Source organism: Caballeronia sp. AZ7_KS35 (genome assembly GCF_023631045.1).
Lineage (GTDB): Bacteria > Pseudomonadota > Gammaproteobacteria > Burkholderiales > Burkholderiaceae > Caballeronia > Caballeronia zhejiangensis.
This window is the reverse complement of the sequence record NZ_JALQDV010000032.1, coordinates 252,206-267,625: the sequence shown is the minus strand read 5'-3', so window position 1 is coordinate 267,625 and position 15,420 is coordinate 252,206. Positions and strand designations below refer to the sequence as shown.

The 15,420-nt window shown below is 61.6% G+C and carries 15 protein-coding genes and 1 pseudogene; 11 read left to right on the top strand and 5 right to left on the bottom strand.

Going from position 1 to position 15,420, the window contains the following annotated elements; genetic code table 11:
- The first annotated feature begins 99 nt into the window (after positions 1 to 99).
- The gene (locus tag NCT05_RS21005) at positions 100 to 735 is read left to right on the top strand and encodes a TetR/AcrR family transcriptional regulator (RefSeq protein WP_175979518.1); all 636 of its coding nucleotides are present in this window, start codon (positions 100 to 102) and stop codon (positions 733 to 735) included.
- A gap of 52 nt (positions 736 to 787) precedes the next feature.
- Here the strand turns inward: NCT05_RS21005 and NCT05_RS21000 are convergent.
- Positions 788 to 2,169, bottom strand: a pseudogene (locus tag NCT05_RS21000) (MFS transporter).
- A gap of 254 nt (positions 2,170 to 2,423) precedes the next feature.
- Here NCT05_RS21000 and NCT05_RS20995 point away from each other — a divergent pair.
- Both NCT05_RS20995 and NCT05_RS20990 read left to right on the top strand, forming a co-directional pair.
- The gene (locus tag NCT05_RS20995; RefSeq protein ID WP_008352899.1) at positions 2,424 to 3,377 is read left to right on the top strand and encodes a 2-hydroxyacid dehydrogenase; all 954 of its coding nucleotides are present in this window, start codon (positions 2,424 to 2,426) and stop codon (positions 3,375 to 3,377) included.
- A gap of 67 nt (positions 3,378 to 3,444) precedes the next feature.
- Positions 3,445 to 4,341 (top strand): LysR substrate-binding domain-containing protein, encoded by an 897-nt coding sequence (locus NCT05_RS20990; RefSeq protein WP_250503093.1) that lies wholly within the window; start codon positions 3,445 to 3,447, stop codon positions 4,339 to 4,341.
- Here the strand turns inward: NCT05_RS20990 and NCT05_RS20985 are convergent.
- The 3 genes from NCT05_RS20985 to NCT05_RS20975 form a co-directional block, all read right to left on the bottom strand.
- On the bottom strand, positions 4,325 to 5,701 hold the full coding sequence (locus NCT05_RS20985; RefSeq protein WP_250458013.1) for an aspartate aminotransferase family protein: 1,377 nt from the start codon (positions 5,699 to 5,701) through the stop codon (positions 4,325 to 4,327). The genes NCT05_RS20990 and NCT05_RS20985 overlap by 17 nt on opposite strands.
- A gap of 13 nt (positions 5,702 to 5,714) precedes the next feature.
- Positions 5,715 to 7,049, bottom strand: a complete 1,335-nt coding sequence (locus NCT05_RS20980) for a glutamine synthetase family protein (RefSeq protein ID WP_008352904.1) — start codon at positions 7,047 to 7,049, stop codon at positions 5,715 to 5,717.
- A 147-nt stretch (positions 7,050 to 7,196) separates the two neighbouring features.
- Positions 7,197 to 7,388, bottom strand: a complete 192-nt coding sequence (locus tag NCT05_RS20975) for a hypothetical protein (protein WP_008352906.1) — start codon at positions 7,386 to 7,388, stop codon at positions 7,197 to 7,199.
- Between the two features lie 201 nt (positions 7,389 to 7,589).
- On the opposite strand from NCT05_RS20975, the gene NCT05_RS20970 reads away from it, so the two are divergent.
- From NCT05_RS20970 to NCT05_RS20955, 4 genes are read left to right on the top strand one after another with little or no spacing between them, the layout of a single operon-like run.
- Positions 7,590 to 9,470 (top strand): ABC transporter permease, encoded by a 1,881-nt coding sequence (locus tag NCT05_RS20970; RefSeq protein ID WP_250503092.1) that lies wholly within the window; start codon positions 7,590 to 7,592, stop codon positions 9,468 to 9,470.
- Complete coding sequence (locus NCT05_RS20965; RefSeq protein WP_250503091.1) at positions 9,467 to 10,252, top strand: ABC transporter ATP-binding protein; 786 nt, start codon at positions 9,467 to 9,469, stop codon at positions 10,250 to 10,252. Before NCT05_RS20970 ends, NCT05_RS20965 begins: the two co-directional genes overlap by 4 nt.
- The gene (locus NCT05_RS20960) at positions 10,249 to 10,956 is read left to right on the top strand and encodes an ABC transporter ATP-binding protein (protein ID WP_249798690.1); all 708 of its coding nucleotides are present in this window, start codon (positions 10,249 to 10,251) and stop codon (positions 10,954 to 10,956) included. Before NCT05_RS20965 ends, NCT05_RS20960 begins: the two co-directional genes overlap by 4 nt.
- Positions 10,957 to 10,987: 31 nt before the next feature.
- Positions 10,988 to 12,178, top strand: coding sequence for an ABC transporter substrate-binding protein (locus NCT05_RS20955; protein ID WP_008352910.1), 1,191 nt, complete (start codon positions 10,988 to 10,990; stop codon positions 12,176 to 12,178).
- Positions 12,179 to 12,182: 4 nt separating this feature from the next.
- Here the strand turns inward: NCT05_RS20955 and NCT05_RS20950 are convergent, their stop codons facing one another.
- Positions 12,183 to 12,755, bottom strand: a complete 573-nt coding sequence (locus NCT05_RS20950) for a DNA-3-methyladenine glycosylase (RefSeq protein WP_008352911.1) — start codon at positions 12,753 to 12,755, stop codon at positions 12,183 to 12,185.
- A gap of 54 nt (positions 12,756 to 12,809) precedes the next feature.
- On the opposite strand from NCT05_RS20950, the gene NCT05_RS20945 reads away from it, so the two are divergent.
- The 4 genes from NCT05_RS20945 to cpaB all read left to right on the top strand — a co-directional run bounded on the left by NCT05_RS20945 (position 12,810) and on the right by cpaB (position 15,417).
- Positions 12,810 to 13,241: a low affinity iron permease family protein gene (locus NCT05_RS20945; protein ID WP_250503090.1), complete on the top strand. Its 432-nt coding sequence runs from the start codon at positions 12,810 to 12,812 to the stop codon at positions 13,239 to 13,241.
- A gap of 473 nt (positions 13,242 to 13,714) precedes the next feature.
- A complete protein-coding gene (locus NCT05_RS20940; RefSeq protein WP_175979510.1) occupies positions 13,715 to 13,900 on the top strand; it encodes a Flp family type IVb pilin in 186 nt (61 codons plus the stop codon).
- A 32-nt stretch (positions 13,901 to 13,932) separates the two neighbouring features.
- On the top strand, positions 13,933 to 14,442 hold the full coding sequence (locus tag NCT05_RS20935) for an A24 family peptidase (RefSeq protein ID WP_008352914.1): 510 nt from the start codon (positions 13,933 to 13,935) through the stop codon (positions 14,440 to 14,442).
- 12 nt (positions 14,443 to 14,454) lie between these two features.
- The gene (gene cpaB / locus NCT05_RS20930) at positions 14,455 to 15,417 is read left to right on the top strand and encodes a Flp pilus assembly protein CpaB (protein ID WP_250503089.1); all 963 of its coding nucleotides are present in this window, start codon (positions 14,455 to 14,457) and stop codon (positions 15,415 to 15,417) included.
- The last annotated feature ends 3 nt before the right edge of the window (positions 15,418 to 15,420 follow it).

Sequence of the window (15,420 nt, the reverse complement as noted above, 5' to 3'; positions counted from 1 at the left end):
ACACCGATGCAGAACTATTTTTTGTGTTGTGTACACCGTCCACAAAAAGTAGCAGAGATAATGAACAGTGTCCACATAATCGAAGTCACACGAATCAAAATGACAAATGGCAAGCCGCGCAGCACCTATCGACATGGCGATTTGCGACGCGCGCTGATCGATGCGGGAATCGAACTCGCGCGCGAAGGCGGCCCCGACGCGATCGTCTTGCGGGAAGCCACGCGCCGGGCGGGCGTCGTGCCGAACGCGGCCTATCGTCACTTCGGGAGCCGTCAGGAATTGCTATCGGCGGTACGCTCGGCGGCGCTGTCATTCGTCGCGCAAGCAATGGAAGAGGAACTCGCGTCGCGCCCGAAGAAGCGCCGCCGTGCCGATGCGGCGCGCGCGGGTTTGCGCGCCATCGGCACGGGATATCTTCGTTTTGCGCAAAAGGAAGCGGGATTGTTTCGCACGGCGTTCGCGGCGCCGCAAACGGAATGGACGGAACACGAGGAAACCTATGGCGCGGGGCCGGGCGGTCTCGATCCGTTCGAGTTGCTGAGCCGCGCGCTGGACGACATGGTCGAGGCGGGCGCGCTCGAAGCGAAACGCCGGCCCGAAGCGGAATATCTAGCATGGAGCGCGGTGCACGGCTTCGCGCTCTTGCTGATCGAAGGCCCTTTGCAGGGGCTGAAGCGCACGCAGATCGAACCGCTTGCCGAGCGGCTTCTCGATATGGTCGAGAGCGGTCTTTGAAAGAAATTGCGCCGCGAGGAGCGGCGCGAAGCATCATCGAATCAACTGAATTTCATTTCGCCGGTTCCGATGAGTCGGTTATCGGTTCGACCACGCTGAGCAACAAGAGCAGGCACAGCGTCGCGGTCCCGACCATGTACAGGAAGACCGCGGTCCAGTTATAGCTGTCGAGCAGCAGGCCGACCGCGAGCGGAGCGCAGGCGCCGCCGATTTGTCCGACCGAGTTCACGATGCCGAACGCCGTCGGATAGGTGGCCTTGGTTGCGAGACCCATCGGATACGCGGAGTAGCCTGCGAAGCCGATGCCGAGCATCAGGCCCGCGAGCATCAGCGCCGCGCCGAGATAGGCGACGCTGTCGGGCGCATCGATCAGCAGGAAGGTCATCAGCATCGTGCCGAGCGCGCCGAGCATCATCATCGGTTTGCGGCGTCCGCCAAGCAGACGATCGGAGATGATGCCGCCGAGCATGTTGCCCGTCACCGCGCCGATGAAAGGCGCCGATGCAAGGAAGCCCATCTTCACCGAAGCGAAGCCCTTCACTGTCACGAGATAAGTGGGAATCCACGAGATGAAGATGTTGTGATGCCGATCATGCAGCCATAGCCCAGCGCGATGCCGAAGATATTCCACGAGCCGAAGACCTGGCGAATCGTTTCGAGCTGCGGCACGCGCTTCGTGCGATTGATAGCGTCGAGCCGGGGCATCGGCGTCATGCGCGCGCGCGACAGCGACTTGCCGCCGTTGCTGCCGACGGTCGTTTCATCGGCGATGTAGCGGCGCTCGGCGGGCGAGCAGAAGCGATTCTCGCTGGGCGAGTTCGTCACGAAGAACATCCATACGACGGCGAGCAGAATGCCCGGCACCGCGAACACATAGAAGATCTCGCGCCATCCCCACAACTGGATCACGACGATGCACACCGACGGCACGATCAGCGGCCCGAGCTTCGATGCGGCGATCCACAGGCCGGTGGCCGTGCCTTTTTCCCTTGCGGGGAACCATCGGTTGATGACGTTGGTGCAGCCGATGCCGAGCGGTCCTTCCGACAAGCCGAGACCCACGCGATACGCCATCAGCAGAAACACCGACGATGTCGTGCCCATCAATCCGGTGAATACCGACGTGAGAATCATGAAGACGGAAAACAGCAGGCCGGTGGTCTTTTCGCTGAGTCGCTTGTAGAGGAGGCCGACGGGAATCTGCACGAAGCCATAAGCGAAGGAGAACAGGCTCACGATGAGACCGGCCTCGGTATTGGTGATGTGATATTCCCTCTTCAGATACGGCAGCGCGATGCCGAAGTTGGCGCGATCCGCGCACGCGATCGCCCAGATGCAGAAGATCAGTCCCATCACGACCCAGCGGTGTTTCGTGTGTCTCTCCGCAACAGGTTCCGCTTTCGAGGAAGCGACGATGCCGTCAGCGTTGTTCATTGCGCTGTTGTCTCCGATGTTATGTGCAAGGCTTTATTGTCGATGTGCCTTCCGATGCTTCGAATTGTGGGGAGCGTGGACAAGAGCGTCCAATCTTTTATTGCTATTACCTGATTCCCGGATTGAATCGATCGAAGCGCGGCATGCAATGCGTCGATTCGTGGATCAATTGATAGCGTTTTGGGATTGGACGTTATCGCCGAAAGCAGACATGATCCGCTCCACATCGCAACGAACACCATGGAGCACGCGAATTGAAGCCGAGCATTCTGCAACTCAATCCCATCCTCGTACCGGCCATCAATGAAAAGCTGAATGCGCTTTATACGATGCATCGGCTGTTCGAGCAGGAAGACAAGGACGCGTATATCCGCGAACACGGCGCTTCGATTCGCGGCGTGATTACCGGCGGACATACGGGCATCGCCAACGATCTCATCGAACGCTTGCCTGCATTGCAGGTGATCGCGGTGAACGGCGTCGGCACCGATGCCGTCGACCTCGAATTCGCGCGCTCGCGCGGGTTGCCGGTGACGGGTACGTTCGGCGCGTTGACCGAAGATGTTGCCGATCTCGCCATCGGTCTCATCCTGACCACGCTGCGCGAGATCTGCCCCGGCAACGATTTCGTGAAGACCGGCAAGTGGGTGAACAACCCGAGCCCGAGCGCGATTCCGTTGTCGCGCCGATTCAGCGGCAAGCGCGTGGGCATCGTGGGCCTCGGCAAGGTGGGCCGCGCGATTGCGCTACGCGCCGCCGCGTTCGGTTGTCCGATCGCTTATACCGATGTACGCGCGATGGACGATATCGACTATCGCTTCGTGCCCGATCTGCTGTCGCTTGCGCGCGAAAGCGACATTCTCGTGCTCGCCGCTGCAGCCGATAAAGCGAAGGGCATCGTTAATGCGGCCGTGCTCGATGCGTTGGGCAAGGACGGTTATCTCATCAACATCGCGCGCGGCAAGCTCGTCGAGGAAAGCGATCTCGTCGAAGCGCTGTCGCGTGGCGTGATCGCGGGCGCGGGACTGGATGTTTTCGTCGATGAGCCGAATGTGCCGGCCGAATTGTTCGGCATGGATCGCGTCGTGCTGCAGGCGCATCGCGCGAGCGCAACGGTCGAATCGCGCACGGCGATGGGCGAGATGGTGCTCGCGAGTCTCGCTCAGGCTCTTGCGGGACAGCGCCCCGAAGGCAGCCTCACGACCTGACGCACGCGCATGAACGCGTCCGGGGCGAACATATAATGATCGGCCATCACCTCAACGTCGATTACGAATGCTCGATCTCGGACAAGTACGTTGCTTCGTTGCGGCCGCGACGGAACTGAACTTCAGGCGCGCGGCCGCGCTGCTCAACATGACGCAGCCGCCGCTTTCCAGACAGATTCATCTGCTCGAAGAAAACCTCGGCGTGAAGCTGTTCGAGCGCGTCGGGCGCACGGTCAAGCTGACGACCGAAGGGCGCGTGTTTCTCGCCGATGCAACGCGCCTGCTCAATCTTTCCGAGCAAGCCGAAAGCACCGTGAGGCGCGCGAGCAAGGGCAAGACGGGGCGCGTACGCATTGGCTTCACGGGCGCGGCGGGCTATGAGCTGATACCCGAACTGCTCGTCGCTGCGAAGCGCGATCTGCCCGATATCGACGTCGTGCTGCTCGAGATGATTTCCGTCGCGCAGATCGAAGCCTTCGAGGCAAACGCGATCGATCTCGGCTTCATGCGGCCGCTGCCTTCGCGGCAGAAAGTGGAGTTTCTTCTCGTCGACCGCGAGCCGATGATCGTCGCATTGCCTGCGGGACACGCGCTGTGCCGTTTCGACCGGCTCGAACTCACGCAGTTGCACGAGCAGCCCTTCATCATGCATTCGCCCACGCACGGCAAATACTTCTACGACCGCATCATGAGCATGCTCGTCGCCGATGAAGTGAAGCCGCACTTCGCGCAATACATCGATCAGACGCCGACCATTCTTTCGCTCGTGCGTGCAGGGCTGGGCGTATCGATTCTGCCCGCATCGTCGCAACGGTTTCATTACGACAGTGTCGAGTTCAGGGAAATTGCGGGCAACGCCGTTCAGGCCGAAATGAGCATGGCGTGGCGTGCCGATCAAGACAATCCCGCCGTCACGGCGTTTAGGCACATGGCGGCGGAATACTTCGCTACGCGGCGTGCGTGATCGCGCGCGCGGTCGCATCGATGGCGGCGCGAGCTTTATCGACGATTTCGTCGATCTCGTCATGCGTGACGACGAGCGGCGGCGAAAGCAACATGCGATCGTGACTCGCGCGCATCACGAGATTGCCCGCGAAACAGAAGTCGCGGCATATGGTGCCGATATCGTCGCCATTGGCAAAGCGCTTTTTCGTCGCGCGATCTTCGGCAAGCTGAATGCCGGCGACGAGCCCCGTGCCCGCAATTTCACCGACGATCGCATGATCGCTTAACGCTTCGCGCAATCGCTTTTGAAAGTACGGCCCCGCATCGTGCTTTACGCGCGCGACGATGCCTTCGTCTCGCAGCAACTTGAGGTTAGCCACGGCCACTGCCGCCGCGACCGGATGCCCCGAATACGTGAAGCCGTGATTGAATTCGCCGCCATTCACGATTGCATTCGCGATGCGATCCGATAGCGCGACGGCGCCCATCGGCACATAGCCGCTCGTAAGACCTTTTGCGATCGTGATGACATCCGGCTCGAAGCCGAAGTGCTCGTGCGCGAACCACTCGCCTGTGCGGCCGAAGCCGCCGATCACTTCATCGGCGATCAAGAGCACGTCATGCTTGCGGCAGATGCGCGCGATCTCCGGCCAATAAGTCGATGGCGGAAAGATCACGCCGCCCGCGCCCTGAAACGGCTCGCCGATAAAAGCGGCGACGTTCTCCGCGCCGAGTTCGACGATCATATCTTCGAGCTGACGCGCACGCGCAATGCCGAATTCCTCTTCGTTCATCGCGCCGCCTTCACCGAACCAGTAAGGCTGGTCGATATGCGCGACATGCTCCATCTTCGATGGCATCTGCTCGTGCATATAGCTCATGCCGCCGAGCGTTGCGCCCGCGATCGTCGAGCCGTGATACGCATTCGCTCGCGCGATGACATAGCGTTTTTTCGTTTGTCCTTGCACGGCCCAATAGCGATGCACGGCGCGCAGCGCCGTATCGTTGGCCTCCGATCCGCTGTTGCAATAAAGAAAGCGATTGAACTTCGCGGGCGCGACATCGGCAAGCATCGCCGATAACTCGATGATCGGCGGATGCGTCGTCTTGAAGAAGGTGTTGTAGTAAGGCAGTTCCTGCATCTGTTTCAGTGCGGCATCGGCGAGTTCGCGGCGTCCATAGCCGACGTTCACGCACCACAAGCCCGCCATGCCGTCGATGATGCGCGTTCCCTCCGAATCCCACAGATACACGCCTGAGGCCTTCACGATCACGCGGCTGCCCGCGCGATTGAGCGCGCCCATATCGGAGAACGGATGCAGATGATGCGCGGCGTCGAGCGCGCGGTAATGCGCCGTCGAATCGATTCGATCGTTCATGTTGTCGGCTCCTTCAAACGTGCAATAGCAGATGCTTGCGTTCCCACGAACTGATCACGCGGAAGAACGCTTCGTATTCGGTTTCCTTCAGCGCGAGATAGGCGCGCACGAACTTCTCGCCGAACATTTCGGCAAGCGGCTCGCAAGCGCCCATCAGCGTGAGGCCTTCGTCGAGATTGCGCGGCAATTGATAAGGCTGGCGATAACCATCGCTCGCGAGCGGTTCGGTCGGTTCGAGATGTTGCGTCATGCCGAGATAACCCGCGGCGAGCGTGGCGGCAATCGCGAGATACGGATTGCAATCGACGCCCGGAATGCGATTCTCGATGCGTCGTGCCTGCGGCGACGAGTGCGGCACGCGAAAGCCGACGGTGCGGTTGTCATAGCCCCATTGCACGTTGATCGGCGCGGCCATGAAGCGCGATAGCCTGCGATAAGAGTTGATATACGGCGCGAAGATCGGCATGAGCGCGGGCGTGTATTTCTGCAAGCCCGCGATGTAGCTATAGAAGAGTCCCGTCGGTTCGCCTTCGCGATTGGTGAAGAGATTGCGGCCGGTCTCGTCATCGACGAGGCTCTGATGCACATGCATCGCCGAACCGGGTTCGTTTTCCATCGGCTTCGCCATGAAGGTCGCGTACATCTTGTGGCGCAGCGCGGCCTCGCGCACCGTGCGCTTGAAAAGAAACACGCGGTCCGCGAGATTGAGCGGATCGCCATGCAGAAAGTTGATTTCCATCTGCGCCGCGCCCACTTCGTGAATCAGCGTATCCACTTCGAGCTCCTGCATCTCGCAGTATTCATAGATGTCTTCGAAAAGCGGATCGAACTCGTTGACGGCATCGATCGAGTACGCCTGACGCCCCGTTTCCGCGCGCCCGGTTCTGCCCACCGGCGGTTGCAATGGCAGATCGGGATCGCGATTCATATCGACGAGAAAGAACTCGAGTTCGGGCGCGACGACAGGCCGCCAGCCCTTGGCGGCGAATTTATGAAGCACTTCGCGCAGCACGCGACGCGGCGAAATGGCGACAGGCGTGCCGTCGAAATGCACGCAATCGTGGATGACTTGCGCGGTCGGATCGGTGGCCCACGGAATCAGGCGGATCGTCGCGGGATCGGGCACGCAGACCATGTCGGGATCGGTGACGCCGGTGAAGCTGCCATCGACGGGATAGTCGCCCGTCACGGTCTGGATCATCACGGCTTGCGGCAGGCGCATCGCTTCGCCCGATTCGAACTTGCTGCGCGGAATGATCTTGCCGCGCGCGGTGCCGGCCATGTCGGGAATGATCGCTTCAACTTCGGTGATGCGATGTTTTCGCAGGAATTCGTCGATGCGTTCCATGTTCGTTCTCACGTTTCGATAGGGCGCACGCGTCCACGGCCTTCGCGATGCATCGCGAATGCGCGAAGAAGCAGGACGCGCGCGTTCACGCGTGCGGGCGCACGCGCGCGGACCAACAACTGATGGAGAAGAAAACGAGAGGAGGCGCTACGGCAGCAGCGAAGCCGCGCCGACGCAATGCACGGCGATGAACGCGCGCGCGGAAATCGCGTTGCGACGCCGCACGCAGCGGCGGGAGAGGACGGTCAGAACCGACAGGAAGCGGCGATCGGGAAGCTTGCCGCAGCGATCGGCGCGGGAGTGATGGCTCCTGCGTGCCAGAGGGCTTTGGACTTTCACGATAAGACTCGTTGGTCGAGTGGATTTGCAGAGCGATTGCCCATGCCGACAATTGCCCTTCAGCGAGCATATACGAGACATAAACGCCGTCAATACGTTTTTTCCAGTGGTTTTCACGCGGGATGTTTCTGTCGCGCCACGAGAAGGTTGCGCAATTCATCGATAATGTCGGCTCTTTCCGCCGAAATGCTCACAGAGCCGATGCTCTCCAACCTGCTCGTTCAACTCGTCAACGGCCTCGCCGATGCTTCTGCGCTCTTTCTCGTCGCTTCGGGACTGTCGCTGATCTTCGGCGTCACGCGCATCGTCAACTTCGCGCACGGCTCGCTCTATATGCTCGGCGTGTATGTCGCGTACAGCCTGACGAGCCGCTTCGGCGAAAGCGTCGCGGGGTTCTGGGCGTCGATCGCGGGCGCCGCGCTATTGGTCGGCGCGATCGGCGCAGTAATAGAAGTGAGCGTGCTGAGGCGCATCTATCGCGCGCCGGAGTTGTTTCATCTGCTTGCCACGTTCGCGCTCGTGCTCATCATTCGCGATGCGGCGCTGTGGCTTTGGGGACCGGAAGATCTGTTCGGCCCGCGCGCACCGCATCTCGAAGGCGCGGTGCAGCTGCTCGGTCATGCGTTGCCCACCTATGATCTCGCGCTGATCGTCATCGGCCCGCTTGTGCTGTTCATGCTCTGGTATGCGCTCGCGCGCACGCGCTGGGGCACGCTCGTGCGCGCGGCGAGCGCGGATCGCGAGATGCTCGGCGCGCTCGGCGTCAATCAGGCGTGGCTCTTTACCGGCGTGTTCTTCGTCGGCGCGATGCTTGCGGGACTCGGCGGCGCGCTGCAGGTGCCGCGCATGTCGGCGAATCTCTCGCTCGATATCGAGACCATCGGCAATGCGTTCGTCGTCGTCGTGGTCGGCGGCATGGGCTCGATTCCGGGCGCGTTCGTCGCCGCGCTATTGATCGCCGAAATCAAGGCGATGTGCATCGGCATCGGGAACATAACGATCATGGGCGTCGGCTTCTCGCTGTCGAAGTTCACGCTCGTCGCCGAGTTCGTCGTAATGGCGGTCGTGCTCGTGCTGCGTCCGTGGGGACTCTTCGGCCGTCCGCAGACGATCGCACGTTCCGCCGCGCCCGCCGACCGGCCTTTGCTACCCGCCACGCGAAACATGAGGATCGCGGCGTTCATCGCCGTGATCGCGCTTGCGCTCGCGCCGCTCGCCGCCGATGCGTTTCCGTACATGCCCGTGCTGTTCGTCGAGATCATGATCGCGGTGCTGTTCGCCGCGAGCCTGCACTTCATCATGGGACCGGGCGGCATGCACTCGTTCGGTCATGCGGCGTACCTCGGCCTCGGCGCATACGGCGCGGCGCTGTTTCTCAAGGTATTCGCGTTACCAATGGAAGCCGCGCTCGTGCTCGGGCCGCTGATTGCGGGCATCGGCGCGATCGTGTTCGGCTGGTTTTGCGTGCGCTTATCGGGCGTGTATCTCGCGATGCTCACGCTCGCGTTCGCGCAGATCGTCTGGTCCGTCGTCTTTCAATGGGATGCCGTGACGGGCGGCAGCAACGGCATATTGGGCATCTGGCCGTCGCCGTGGCTATCGTCTCCCGTCGCGTTCTACTACCTCACGCTCTTCTTCGCCGTCATCGGCGTATGGCTTTTGCGGCGCATGCTTTTCTCGCCGCTCGGTCTCGCGATGCGCGCCGGTCGCGATTCGCCGTTGCGCGCCGAAGCGATCGGCGTGAACGTCGCGCGCGTGCAGTGGGCCGCGTTCATCGTCGCGGCGCTCGTGTGCGGGCTCGCGGGTTCGCTTTATGCGTTCTCGAAGGGCAACATCTCGCCGGAAGCGATCAGCGTCGGCCGCTCCGTCGACGGCCTCGTGATGGTCCTGCTCGGCGGCATCCAGACGCTTGCCGGTCCGATCGTCGGCGCGAGCGTGTTCACCTGGCTGCAGGATGCCGTCGCGCGTCAGACCGACTACTGGCAAGCGCTGCTCGGCGCGGCGATCCTCGTGCTCGTCATCGCGTTTCCGCAAGGCATCGCGGGTTTCGTGCGCGAGCGCTTTTTCAGGGAGGCGCAATGAGCCTGCTATCCGTCGCGCATCTCTCGAAGTCGTTCGACGGTGTGCACGCCGTCGACGACGTTTCATTCGATCTCGAAGCCGGTCAATTGCTCGCGCTCATCGGTCCGAACGGTGCGGGCAAATCGACGTGCTTCAACATGATCAACGGTCAGCTCAAGCCGACTTCCGGCGCGATCCGCTTCGACGGTCACGATATCGCGGGCATGCGTCCACGCGATATCTGGCGGCGTGGCGTCGCGCGCACGTTTCAGATCGCCGCGACCTTCAATTCGATGACCGTACTCGAAAACGTGCAGATGGCATTGCTTTCGCGCGAGCGGCGCATCTACAGGCTGTTCGGGCGCGTCGAATCGTGGAGGGAAGACGAAGCGATGGCGTTGCTCGATCTCGTCGGCATGGCGATGCATGCGCGCCGCAGTTGCGCGGTGCTCGCATACGGCGACGTGAAGCGCGTCGAGCTTGCTATCGCGCTTGCAAATCATCCGAAGCTCTTGTTGATGGACGAACCGACCGCTGGCATGGCGCCACAGGAACGCAATGAATTGATGACGCTCACCGCGCGTCTCGCGAAAGAGCGCAACATCGGCGTGCTGTTCACGGAGCACAGCATGGACGTGGTCTTTTCACATGCGGACAAGCTGATCGTGCTCGCGCGCGGACGTCTCATCGCACAAGGCGATGCCGAAGCGATCCGCGACGATGCCCGCGTGCGCGAGGTCTATCTCGGCACGGGCGCATCGTATGCGCCGCGTGCGGCGTTGAATGCGGGGGCATCGTCATGACGCTGCTCAAAGTCGATGCGTTGAATGCGTTCCATGGCCGCGCGCAAATACTGTTCGATGTCGGCTTCGAAGTCGGACGAGGCGAAGTGGTCGCGCTGATGGGCCGCAACGGCGCGGGCAAGTCCACGACGATGAAAGCCGTCATGGGTCTTCTGCCGCGCATATCGGGCGCGGTGTCGTTCATGGGCGAAGACATCGCGGGCATGGCGCCGCATCGCATCGCGCGCAAGGGGCTGGGTTACGTGCCCGAAGATCGCCGCGTGTTCGGCGATCTCACGGTGATGGAGAACCTCGACACGGGCCGGCAGCCGCCGCGCGAAGATGCGCCATCGTGGACGCCCGAAAAGCTCTTTCGCGTGTTCCCGAATCTCGGCGAAATGCGCAATCGCCGCGCGAGCCGCATGAGCGGCGGCGAGCAGCAGATGTTGACCGTATCGCGCACACTGATGGGCAATCCGCGCCTCGTGTTGCTCGATGAGCCATCGGAAGGTGTCGCGCCTGTCATCGTCGAACAAATGGCCGATATGATTCTCGAACTGAAGCGCGAAGGGCTCGCCATACTGCTGTCGGAACAGAATCTGCATTTCGCGGAACTCGTCAGCGATCGCGTTTATGTGCTGGAAAAAGGGCAGATTCGCCATGAAGGCCCGATGCACGCATTCGCGAGCGACGATGCCGCGCGCCGCGAGTTGCTCGGCGTTTAAACGATCATTCAAACGGAGAGGAGAAGATTCAATGGCGCCAATGCGCTTCACTATCGCGGCCATCGCAGCGGGCATGGCGTTCGCCGCGCACGCCGACACCATCAAGATCGGCGAGATCAATAGCTATAAGGCGCAGCCCGCGTTTCTCATGCCGTACAAGAACGGCTGGAATCTCGCGCTCGACGAGATCAACGCGGCGGGCGGCATCAACGGCAACAAGCTCGAAGTCGTCTCGCGCGACGACAACGGCAATCCCGGCGATACAGTGCGCGTCGCGCAAGAGCTCGTCGCGCGCGAGCAGGTGAAATTGCTGTTCGGCGGTTATCTGTCGAATACGGGTCTCGCGCTCGCGGACTTCGCCAAGCAACGGCGCATCTTCTTCCTCGCAGCCGAGCCGCTCACCGACAAGATCGTCTGGCAGGACGGCAACAAGTACACATATCGGCTGCGTCCTTCGACTTACATGCAGGTCGCGATGCTCGTGCCCGAAGCCGCGAAACTCGGCAAGAAGCGCTGGGCGCTCGTCTATCCGAACTACGAGTACGGGCAATCGGCGGTGGCCACGTTCAAGCGCTTGCTGAAGGCCGCGCAGCCGGATGTCGAGTTCGTCGCGGAGCAGGCGACGCCGCTCGGCAACATCGATGCCGGCGCGGTCACGCAAGCGCTCGCCGATGCAAAGCCCGACGGCATCTTCAACGTGCTCTTCAGCGCGGACCTCGGCAAGTTCGTGCGTGAAGGCAATACGCGCGGCCTGTTCAAGAATCGCGCGGTCGTATCGCTTTTGACGGGCGAGCCGGATTATCTCGATCCGCTCGGCAAGGAAGCGCCGGTCGGCTGGATCGTGACGGGTTATCCGTGGTATTCGATCGATACGCCGGCGAACAAGAAGTTCGTCGCCGCTTACGAGGCGAAGTATCACGACTATCCGCGCCTCGGTTCGGTCGTCGGCTATACGGCGATGATGTCGATTGCGAACGGCCTGAAGAAAGCGGGCTCGCCCGACGCCGACAAGCTCGCGGCCGCATTCAAGGGCTTGCCTGTCGATACGCCGTTCGGTCCGATCACGTATCGCAAGGAGGACAATCAATCGACGATGGGCGCGTATGTCGGCGTAACCGGGCTGAAAGACGGCAAGGGCGTGATGACGTCCTTCCGTTATGTCGATGGCGCGAGCGTGCAGCCATCGGACGATGAAGTGAAGAAGCTGCGTCCGGCTGACTGAAGCGTCAATCCTTCGGAAAGGGCTTGCTGACGAATTTCGAACCGGCAAGCCCGAAACGCCACGGCACGTCCATCGCCTTGCTGATGCCGATGCGCGGTCCTTGAACGATCGCGCATTCTTCCTCGGGCGGCTCGATATGAAACGGCGCTTCGAGCAGCGACATGCCATTGTTCTTGTGCGTGATGCCGAGCGCCTGCGCGACGCGGCCCGGTCCCGAGCACAGCAGTTTGATCGGCGCAAGGCCGCGCCGCTCGCGCATTTCATCGATGCCGACGAGCGGTTCGATCGCGCGAATCAGCACGCCCGCGCCATGACCGGCTTCGCGGCACACGAAATTCATGCACCAGTGAATGCCATAAGAGCGATAGACATAGACATGCGCGGGCGGCCCGAACATGGCTGCATTGCGCGGCGTCGGACCGGAGAAGCTATGCGAGGCCGGATCTTCGCGGTCGTACGCTTCCGTTTCGACGATGCGGCCGCCGATACCGTCGACGGTCACGATCGCGCCGATCAGGCGTTGCGCGACGATCTCGGACGGCGCGTAGAAATCGATGGGTTTGGGCTTCGTGTTCACAAGCGGTATTCTAGCCGCGCCCCGTAGCAGATCCTCAAGCTCAGGAGACGCCGAATGAAGACTTCGTGGTTTCTCAGGTTCTCGAATGCGCTCGCGCAATTAGCGGGCCGCGCATCGACCTTCGTCATCGCCGTGGTGCTCGTGATCGTCTGGGCCGTCTCGGGACCGCTCTTTCACTTCAGCGATACATGGCAGCTCGTCATCAATACGTCGACGACGATCGTCACTTTCCTGATGGTGTTCTTGATCCAGAACACGCAGAACCGCGACACCGCAGCGATGCAGATCAAGCTCGACGAACTGATTCGCACAATCGACAAGGCGCATAACGCGCTGCTCGATCTCGAAGAGCTCGATGAAAAGGAACTCACGGTTTTTCGCAAGCGTTATGAAAAGCTCGCGCAAGAAGCGCGCGATAATTTCCGCTCGGCAAGCAGCGATATCGACATGCCTTCTTTTCCACAAGACGAGAAGCGCGATGGATAAAGCTTGCATGGAAAGGCATGAAAGAGGGGCCTTGGATAATAATCTTGCGAGTTGCGCAAACTGCGTGACAAAAGCAGGTAATAAAAGGTAATCTTGCGTTTTCGCGGCGGCGCGGTTCGCGCTGCGCCGCGCGCCTGGCTCCGGATCGCTCAGGTTTTGTCGAGCCGTTTCTTACGAGCGCATTTCGCCAGACATCAGTAAACGGTTTCTCTAAAGTTTGCGGGATCTGCTTAAAACGATAGGGCGCCCGTCTTGTCGATTGGTTAAAAATAAAAAAAGAAAAAATCCACTCTCTAAAGTATTTCGGATTGTTGCCGACAAAGGGCGCGCGCATCGTTTTTCTAAACCTCGGAAAGAGGCCATTTCAGGCTTTAATTCGCGAAGTTATTCCTTCCCAAAATGGCTAGGATGGGTCCTGCCCGGTATTCCTTTTGCCGGGCCCACACCTACCTAAACCCTTGAAGGAAAGAAAAATGCGCAAACTGATGAAGGCATTCGTGCGCGATGAGCGCGGCGTCAGCGCGATGGAGTATGCAGTCCTGGCCGGCATCGTCGTGCTGGCGCTCGGCGCGATGGCGAGCACGTTCAGCACCAGTGTCGGAACGATGTTCTCGACCCTGTTCGACAAGGTCACGACGGCACAAAGCAGCGCGAACTAACAAGCGCCGGCCCACACAACAACGAGACCAACGTGCAGCTCTTGTCTCTTGCCATCCGCCTGATCGTGCTCTGCGTGCTGCTCTGGCTCGCGGTCATCGACGTGCGCTCCCGACGCCTGCCGACCAAAATCGTGCTGGTCGTCGGGGCGCTCTTCTTTGCCGACGCGCTGGCGCGCCGCATGCCGGTCGACGATGTCATCGTGCATCTGCTGCTCGCGATTGGCGTATTCCTGGTCTGCGCCGTGCTGTTCGCGGCGAAAATGCTGGGCGGAGGCGATGCGAAACTCGCCTCCGTGATTTTTCTCTGGGCCGGACTCGCTTTGTCCTTGCCCGCCTTAACCCTGATTTCCGTGATCGGGACCGTCGTGTCCCTCATCAGCCTCGCGACGCGCCACATGGACCCCGTGCAACGGTTCATGCCCATGAAAGCGCTCGCGATGTTCTCCGGCGCGCGCGGCGTTCCGTACGGCGTGGCCCTCGCGCTCGGCGGCGGTCTCGTGATCGTGCTGCCGGCGCTCATGCCTTTCTTTGCGATCCGATAGGACGGCGCGCTCATGTCCAACATCATCAAGTTCGCCATGCTTCTGATCGGCGCGCTGCTCATCGCGCTCATCGTGCGCGTCGTGGTCGCGAGCGCTTCGCGCCCGCCCAATCAGCCCGTGACGACCGAGAAGGTGCAGGTGAGCGCCGCCGATCTGCCCCAAGGCCTGCTTCTGCGCGACGAAGACCTCGCGTGGAAGGCGATGCCCGCCAACCAGATTCCGCCCAACGCGATCATTTCGGGCGCGCAGAACGCGCCCGACCTCAAGGGCGCGCTGCTGCGCCATCCGGCCGCGAGCGGCGCGGTGCTGACCGCGGCCGATGTCTTTTTGCCGAACGCACCCGGCTTTCTCGCCGCGACGCTCAAGCCCGACATGCGCGCCGTGTCCGTCGCGGTCGATGACGTCTCCGGCAACGCAGGTCTGATTCAGCCGGGCGATTACGTCGATCTGTTGCTGACGCAGCAAATGGAGCGCCGCACCGATTCGCCGGACATGGCCGTATCGAGCGAAACCGTGGTCGAGCACGTACGCGTGCTGGCCGTCGGCTCGGAGATCAAGCGGCCCAAGAACAACGGCGACAGCAGCGAGCCCATCGCGCGCGCCCGCACCGTGACGCTCGAAGTGACGCCGCGCATGGGCGAGGTCGTCGCCGTGGCGGCGCGCCTCGGTTCCCTTTCGCTCGCGCTGCGCAGCTTCGCGACCGACAAGCGCGATCCGAACGCATCGGCGACTGCGGCGGCGCCTGCATCGTCCGCGCAGCACGCGCCGATCTGGGCCGGCGACATCTCGCGCGCCGTGCGCGATCTGCCGCGCTCGCGCCAGACGCAGGTCAGCGCGCCGGTTCGCGTGGCGGCGCCCGCGCGTCCGGTCACGATCTATCGCGGATCGGAGAAGGGCGAAGCCGGTGCGACGGTCGCGCAGGTCGGCGGATCGTCGGACGCCGCGCCGCCGATTCCGAGCGTGCCGGCCCGATGAGCA

Bases quoted from the DNA above. Each gene is read 5' to 3' on its own strand.
- NCT05_RS20945 (WP_250503090.1), top strand. From the start codon at position 12,810: ATGAAGACTTCGTGGTTTCTCAGGTTCTCGAATGCGCTCGCGCAATTA.
- NCT05_RS20955 (WP_008352910.1), top strand. From the start codon at position 10,988: ATGGCGCCAATGCGCTTCACTATCGCGGCCATCGCAGCGGGCATGGCG.
- NCT05_RS20980 (WP_008352904.1), bottom strand. From the start codon at position 7,049: ATGGAACGCATCGACGAATTCCTGCGAAAACATCGCATCACCGAAGTT.
- NCT05_RS21005 (WP_175979518.1), top strand. From the start codon at position 100: ATGACAAATGGCAAGCCGCGCAGCACCTATCGACATGGCGATTTGCGA.
- NCT05_RS20985 (WP_250458013.1), bottom strand. From the start codon at position 5,701: ATGAACGATCGAATCGATTCGACGGCGCATTACCGCGCGCTCGACGCC.
- NCT05_RS20960 (WP_249798690.1), top strand. From the start codon at position 10,249: ATGACGCTGCTCAAAGTCGATGCGTTGAATGCGTTCCATGGCCGCGCG.
- NCT05_RS20990 (WP_250503093.1), top strand. From the start codon at position 3,445: ATGCTCGATCTCGGACAAGTACGTTGCTTCGTTGCGGCCGCGACGGAA.
- cpaB (WP_250503089.1), top strand. From the start codon at position 14,455: ATGTCCAACATCATCAAGTTCGCCATGCTTCTGATCGGCGCGCTGCTC.
- NCT05_RS20970 (WP_250503092.1), top strand. From the start codon at position 7,590: ATGCTCTCCAACCTGCTCGTTCAACTCGTCAACGGCCTCGCCGATGCT.
- NCT05_RS20940 (WP_175979510.1), top strand. From the start codon at position 13,715: ATGCGCAAACTGATGAAGGCATTCGTGCGCGATGAGCGCGGCGTCAGC.
- NCT05_RS20965 (WP_250503091.1), top strand. From the start codon at position 9,467: ATGAGCCTGCTATCCGTCGCGCATCTCTCGAAGTCGTTCGACGGTGTG.